Origin of the sequence: Caballeronia sp. (assembly GCF_028292365.1) — a bacterium.
GTDB lineage: Bacteria > Pseudomonadota > Gammaproteobacteria > Burkholderiales > Burkholderiaceae > Caballeronia.
Genome location: NZ_JAQGMM010000276.1, coordinates 1 through 5,395 on the forward strand (window position 1 = coordinate 1; position 5,395 = coordinate 5,395).

Below are 5,395 nucleotides of genomic sequence, written 5' to 3' on the forward strand. Positions count from 1 at the left end.
GAGACCTTGTTACGGGATAACGACTAGGCCTTGCCAGACTTTAGGTCAAAGCTGAAATTTTTTTTGAGGTGGGCGGTAACCCTTCAAGAATGAAGGGCGCAGAGTAGTCGCTGGGGAAATTTGTCCAATCTAGCGTCAACCGAAGTAAATATGGTGCGTTTCGAGAAGTAAAGTTAAGACTCGATAGTATTTCGGGTAGTTTGCCGTGATTTTTAGCGGTGAGTTTCTTTATAAAACAATAGGTTGCGGTGGATCGCGAGGTAAAGTTGAGTCTTTTTCGGATAAAAAATGCGGAACCAGAAAGGTCCCTGACCGATCCAGAGGATCGATCCACAGCGTACGCGTGGGTAGGAGAAGGGGCGAGGCAATAAAGCTGCCGCTGTTTCGCATGCTGGCTGCCATCAAACACCAGGCGTTCCACGTCCGGGCGAGGTAGCTTTTGAAATGCTGAATCAAGGCCTCATTCGGTGCGGTATCGCACGGGATTTGAGAGCACGCAGGCATGAAGGCCAGCTAGCCAATCAGGAACAAGCGCCGGCGGGTCAGCGTTTGCTGACCGAAAACGTGCGTTCCCATAAGGTTCGCCAGATGAGCTTTTGCAACGGTCAACGTCGTTGAGTTGCCGTTGGTCAGTATCGCGCGCAAGGGAGTTGTCTGAAGCACACCTGTAGCGTTTAAACGCCGATCGGGCGCGCTCGCCAGGTATCTATGGTGCGCACGTAGTTCGACACGTCGACGGCTCCATCCAAAGCGGTCAAGATAACAAACCGCAGCCAGTTATCGTTCCGTTGCCGTATGACTTTAATATGTCGGCTGACCCGCGGTGACATTGAGAGGATCCGGAATGCTTGCTCTTGCCATCAAATTTCCGTAATAGAAGTATTTAGTAAAACGAAATTGATGGCCAGCATTCTCGCGCATAACGAGATCGGCAATGCGCGGTGGGTGCTAGCGGAGTCGAAGCCTGGAACTCACAAAAGGTGACAATTGGAAGCGCGTGATTCGATCATTGCCCAAGAGTCAATGTTGCCCTGAGCACGGGGAAGATCTACGGTCGAATTTTGCCCCTGAACGTGGAAGTGATGGGCAAATTTGGATCACGGGATCACAATGGCCGGAACTGGAACCTAAGCTGCCACAAGGGCCGTGGACATGTTATCCACCTCTAATTCGCGCAGTCGCAACTTTACTTTTTCTCCTCCACAAGATCGAAGTTTAGTTCGCAAACTCGCAAAGTAAAGTCTGGCGCGCCGACGGAGATCGGCCTCGGAATATCAAGGTTCGCGCGCCTTAAGAATGTTTCAAATTTACTTCGTTTGACGCGAACGACCGTTGTACGTTGAAAGCAGCCATTGGGGTCGCGCCGGGTCGAAGGGCAGCTTCGGGGTCGACAAGAGGCGGTCGCACCTGCCAGACAGCAGCCGCTGCCCTCGAACGCAAGGAGTTCAGACCTCAGTGAACAAAGTTCAGAGTCACGTGAATCTCGACAACGGACCCGGCGTTGGCGCCGACGCGCGCGAAATCGTGTAAACCCGAGTTTCGCTGAGTCGACTAAATGTCAGAGTATTGATCCGGGTATCTTGCGGGACAGAAGACGGGGGATGCAGGTGGCTTACTTTACTGATCTGTTGTCGCCGGAGACTTACGAGGCGTTCACTCGATCACCTCGAGACATCTCTGGATTTCGCCGCCGACAGATGAACATGGCGGAGAAGATCAATCCCGGTGACGTATTCATCTGCTATCTCACAAAACTCTCGCGCTGGATCGGCTTGCTTGAGGTCGTCGAAGGGCCGTTTATCGATGAGCAGCCAAGATTTCTTTCGGAAAACGATCCATTCGTGGTGCGATTCCGGGTGCGTCCGACTGTCTGGCTCGACATCGAGAAAGGCATTCCGATTCACGACCAATCAGTCTGGGAAGGACTGTCATTTACGCGCGGTCTAAAACAAGGAAGTACCGCATGGACCGGTAAGGTTCGAGGCAGCCTCGTGAATCTCGGCGACCAGGACGGAGCCTTCCTCGCGGAACGCCTGACAGCCCAAGCCATTGAGGGCAAGCCTTATCCGCTGGACGAGCAGGACAAACGTAACCTTGCCACGCACATCGTGAATCGCCCCGACAAGGTCGTCGCAGTCAGCGTGCCCGATGACGCGAGTGCTGTCGATCTAACCGAGCACGTTCCGGAGACAGAGACCCGCGAATCCATCCGCATGCAAGCCCAACTCGCCAATATCGGTGCCAAGATGGGAATGAAGATCTGGATTCCCCGCGCTGATCGTGGTGGGGTTCTTCGGGAATGGGCCAATGAGGAAGGCGCGCTGCTTGACAGACTGCCGCTCAACTACGACGAGACAACGCTGCGAACGATTGAGCAGATTGACGTTTTGTGGCTCAAGGGACGGTCAATCGTCCGCGCCTTCGAGGTCGAGCACACAACCTCGGTTTATTCCGGCATTCTGCGCATGGCGGATCTTGTGGCGCTTCAGCCTAATATGAACATCAAGCTTCATATCGTCGCCCCCGAGACAAGGCGGGACAAGGTCTTTCAGGAGATCCGGCGACCGGTTTTTTCCCTTCTCGAAAAAGGTCCTCTTGCGGAGTATTGCACATACCTGTCGTACGCCAGTCTTCACAAGTTGGCCGAGCAAGAACACCTTTCGTATATGTCGGATACCGTGCTTGACAAGTACGAGGAGGAAGCGGAGTGACTGTTCAGGTCTGGTGGTGATAGCGGGGCGATCGCTACGCACCCGTCTGCTTGTCAGTGAGCCCTGAGCCACGGCTGCGCCATTGGCATGCGTGCGGCCGTTGGTTGCAATAGAGACTTCAGCGTCTGCAACCGCGCCTTAGTCAAGCCAATCAAGATTCCGCATGAGCGGCGTGTTCAACAGTTTCAGCCTCGCTGTGAACCACGAGACAACCTTCGGGATTATGGTCTTCGAGCTCATGGCTTGGTATGCTCGCCGCTATCAAAAACAACGAAAGGTATAAGATGCAACGACACAAAGACTTGGTGATGGAAATCGCGACCGCACTTCGAGATTCAGAGTCAAACACGATGTCGGTCACAGGCATAGAAGCAGCTCTGGGCGATGACACGATGCCGTCCCAAACGGTCGAGTATCACGTGCAATTGATGCGTGACCACGATCTGGTCCATGGAGCCAACCCAGAGGTGCGACTCACGTGGGCAGGACACGACTATCTCGAAGCAAATACCAAAAAAGCGCCCATGAGAATCAGCGCTGACGCGATCAAAAAACTTTCCTAGATATGAAAAAAGCCTACTCGGCGTAAATCGCGCGGGCTTTCGTCGGGCGCACCTCGCGCTCGACCTCGTCAATACACTAAAAAGAATCAGGGTTTACAAGGTAATGCCGTTCAGTTAAGGTTCTTCTTCAAGTATCGAACGGTGTAACGTTTAGGTCGGGCTTTGACGACTCGGTCGCATGCGCGGTCGGGTCGTTTTTCATTGGGCAACGACTTGAGCCGTTCGCGCAGACGCTTGAGGCACGCTGGCAATTTCGCGTATGCCGGGGTCAGCGCGGCCCACATCATTTCGTGCTGGATCGTGTGCAGAGCGCGCACGAAGCTGATATCTGTCGGCTCGAGCTTCGCTTCCCATGCCGCGCTGGCGATCTCACGGCGAATCAAGTTGTAGGCGATCAACGCACCCCATATTTCCTGATACACGCCTTCGACTGTGCGACTTCGCAAGGTCAACTCCGAACCGAGCATCGGTTGCTTAAGCTCACGATAACTGGTTTCGATCTGCCAGCGGCGCTCGTAGCAGGCCACAATATCAGCGGGTTTGAAGCGCCGGCGATCTGCAAGCGACGTAAGCAACACGCGTTCGCGCCCGCGCGCGTCGATGGTGCGGATCGCCCGCGCACTCCAGAATTCGGGCAAAGCTGCGCACTTCTTGCGCGCCTGCTGCGAGACTCGCATGCGTACCGTCGCATCGTCAGCGGTACCGGCGATCACCTCCCAGCGGGTATTTGATTTGGCTGGAATCAGAAAGTGGCGATTGCGTGCTCCCATCGTCAGGCCACACAGAATCTCAGCAGCCAGAAAGCCCTTGTCGAACACGGTCAGCGAGTCTTCCGGTATCTGCGGCAGCAGGCTTTTGGCGTACACCATTTCATTGGTGTCATAGCGACCGAAATTGATATCGGCGACCAGATGCGTCGGAATTGCAGTGAGCGTCACTGCGCGCACCTGCGGATAACTGGCCACCTTGCCACTGGCGTAACCTTGTGCACCGAAGTGCTCGCGGTTGGCCGGGCTGTCGGGCGTACGCAGCGTGGTGCCGTCCATCGCCCACAGACTCAATCCCTTGAACGCATGGTGAGCCGCGTCCTGCGTCGTCCAGGCACGTGCTGTCTGCTCAAACAGCCAAGCCAACGGTGCCTCGCCGATGCGCTGACGTGCCTGCGCCGCTGCGCTCTTGCTGACAAACGGCGCGCTCTCGTTAGGCAACGCTAGATCAAGACTGTCGAGCACCTCGCTGATCGACCAGTGCCGGTACATCGCCAGTGCGATGACCAGCCACACCACCTGTTCAGCCGGCAGGCGGCGCCGCCGCACGCTTGCGGTGCCCGTTGCCTGGACCGCACGTTCGATCCATTCGTAAGGCAGATGCTCAGCCAGCCGGCTCAGGTCGGCTACCGGCTCTTGCGCTTCGATCAGGTAGGTGAGGTGGCTGGAGAGCATCGTGCCGAAAAGTTAACAGCTCGGCGCGTCGTTTACAACCTCTTCCTGCTTCAAAAACAAAAATGCCGCCCAGCTCTTAACTGAACGGCATTACCCCGGACGGGCTGGATGCAGGGGCTAACGACTACTTTGCAAACCGCTTGTCATGGGGCAATTGTCCATGCGAATACAGACATGGCTCCGCCGGCACCGAATTGACTGGAGCCCTGTCTGTACGCACGGGCTGCTTGAACTCGACCCGGTTGCTCGCAACGCAAGCAAGAACGGCGGGGGCGTACACCTTTCGTCCCGTGAGTTCACTCTGCTGCAAGCCTTGCTGGAAGAACCCAATCGTGTGTTTTCGAGGGCCGAACTTGAACAGCGGCTCTATAAACGTGGCGAAGCAATTCGGAGCAAGGCGGTCGAAGTGCACGTGCATTACCTTCGCCGCAAAGTGGGTAACGACGAGATTATCACCATCCGCGGTAACAGCTACCGTCTGAGGATGCTGGCTTGGAAAAGCTCAAGTGTTTGATCGCGTTGATCTCAGTCAGCGCATCGGGCACATAGTGCGCCACTGGGGCGCGCTCATATGTTCCCTCATTGCTGAACACTGACGCCGTTACTGCCGAGCGCCGTGCGCGTCGATCGTGTTGGCCGTGTCAGGACTGCGTCCTCATCTCGATGCCGGTCTACAACA

Annotated in this window: 4 protein-coding genes; 3 read left to right on the top strand and 1 reads right to left on the bottom strand. The window is 55.7% G+C overall.

Annotated elements, in window-relative coordinates:
* Positions 1-1,601: 1,601 nt before the first annotated feature.
* Together JWR14_RS17340 and JWR14_RS17345 are read left to right on the top strand one after the other, a co-directional pair.
* On the top strand, positions 1,602-2,711 hold the full coding sequence (locus tag JWR14_RS17340; RefSeq protein WP_299709096.1) for a hypothetical protein: 1,110 nt from the start codon (positions 1,602-1,604) through the stop codon (positions 2,709-2,711).
* 284 nt (positions 2,712-2,995) lie between these two features.
* Positions 2,996-3,274 carry a hypothetical protein gene (locus tag JWR14_RS17345; protein WP_299709099.1) on the top strand — a complete coding sequence of 93 codons (279 nt, stop codon included), beginning with the start codon at positions 2,996-2,998 and terminating at the stop codon, positions 3,272-3,274.
* A gap of 110 nt (positions 3,275-3,384) precedes the next feature.
* On the opposite strand, the gene JWR14_RS17350 is transcribed toward JWR14_RS17345, so the two are convergent.
* Positions 3,385-4,716 (bottom strand): IS4 family transposase, encoded by a 1,332-nt coding sequence (locus JWR14_RS17350; RefSeq protein ID WP_299709102.1) that lies wholly within the window; start codon positions 4,714-4,716, stop codon positions 3,385-3,387.
* A gap of 145 nt (positions 4,717-4,861) precedes the next feature.
* Between JWR14_RS17350 and JWR14_RS17355 the strand changes: the two genes are divergently transcribed.
* Positions 4,862-5,230 carry a winged helix-turn-helix domain-containing protein gene (locus JWR14_RS17355; protein WP_299709105.1) on the top strand — a complete coding sequence of 123 codons (369 nt, stop codon included), beginning with the start codon at positions 4,862-4,864 and terminating at the stop codon, positions 5,228-5,230.
* Positions 5,231-5,395: the final 165 nt, after the last annotated feature.

Bases quoted from the DNA above. Each gene is read 5' to 3' on its own strand.
- JWR14_RS17345 (WP_299709099.1), top strand. From the start codon at position 2,996: ATGCAACGACACAAAGACTTGGTGATGGAAATCGCGACCGCACTTCGA.
- JWR14_RS17350 (WP_299709102.1), bottom strand. From the start codon at position 4,716: ATGCTCTCCAGCCACCTCACCTACCTGATCGAAGCGCAAGAGCCGGTA.
- JWR14_RS17355 (WP_299709105.1), top strand. From the start codon at position 4,862: ATGGGGCAATTGTCCATGCGAATACAGACATGGCTCCGCCGGCACCGA.
- JWR14_RS17340 (WP_299709096.1), top strand. From the start codon at position 1,602: ATGCAGGTGGCTTACTTTACTGATCTGTTGTCGCCGGAGACTTACGAG.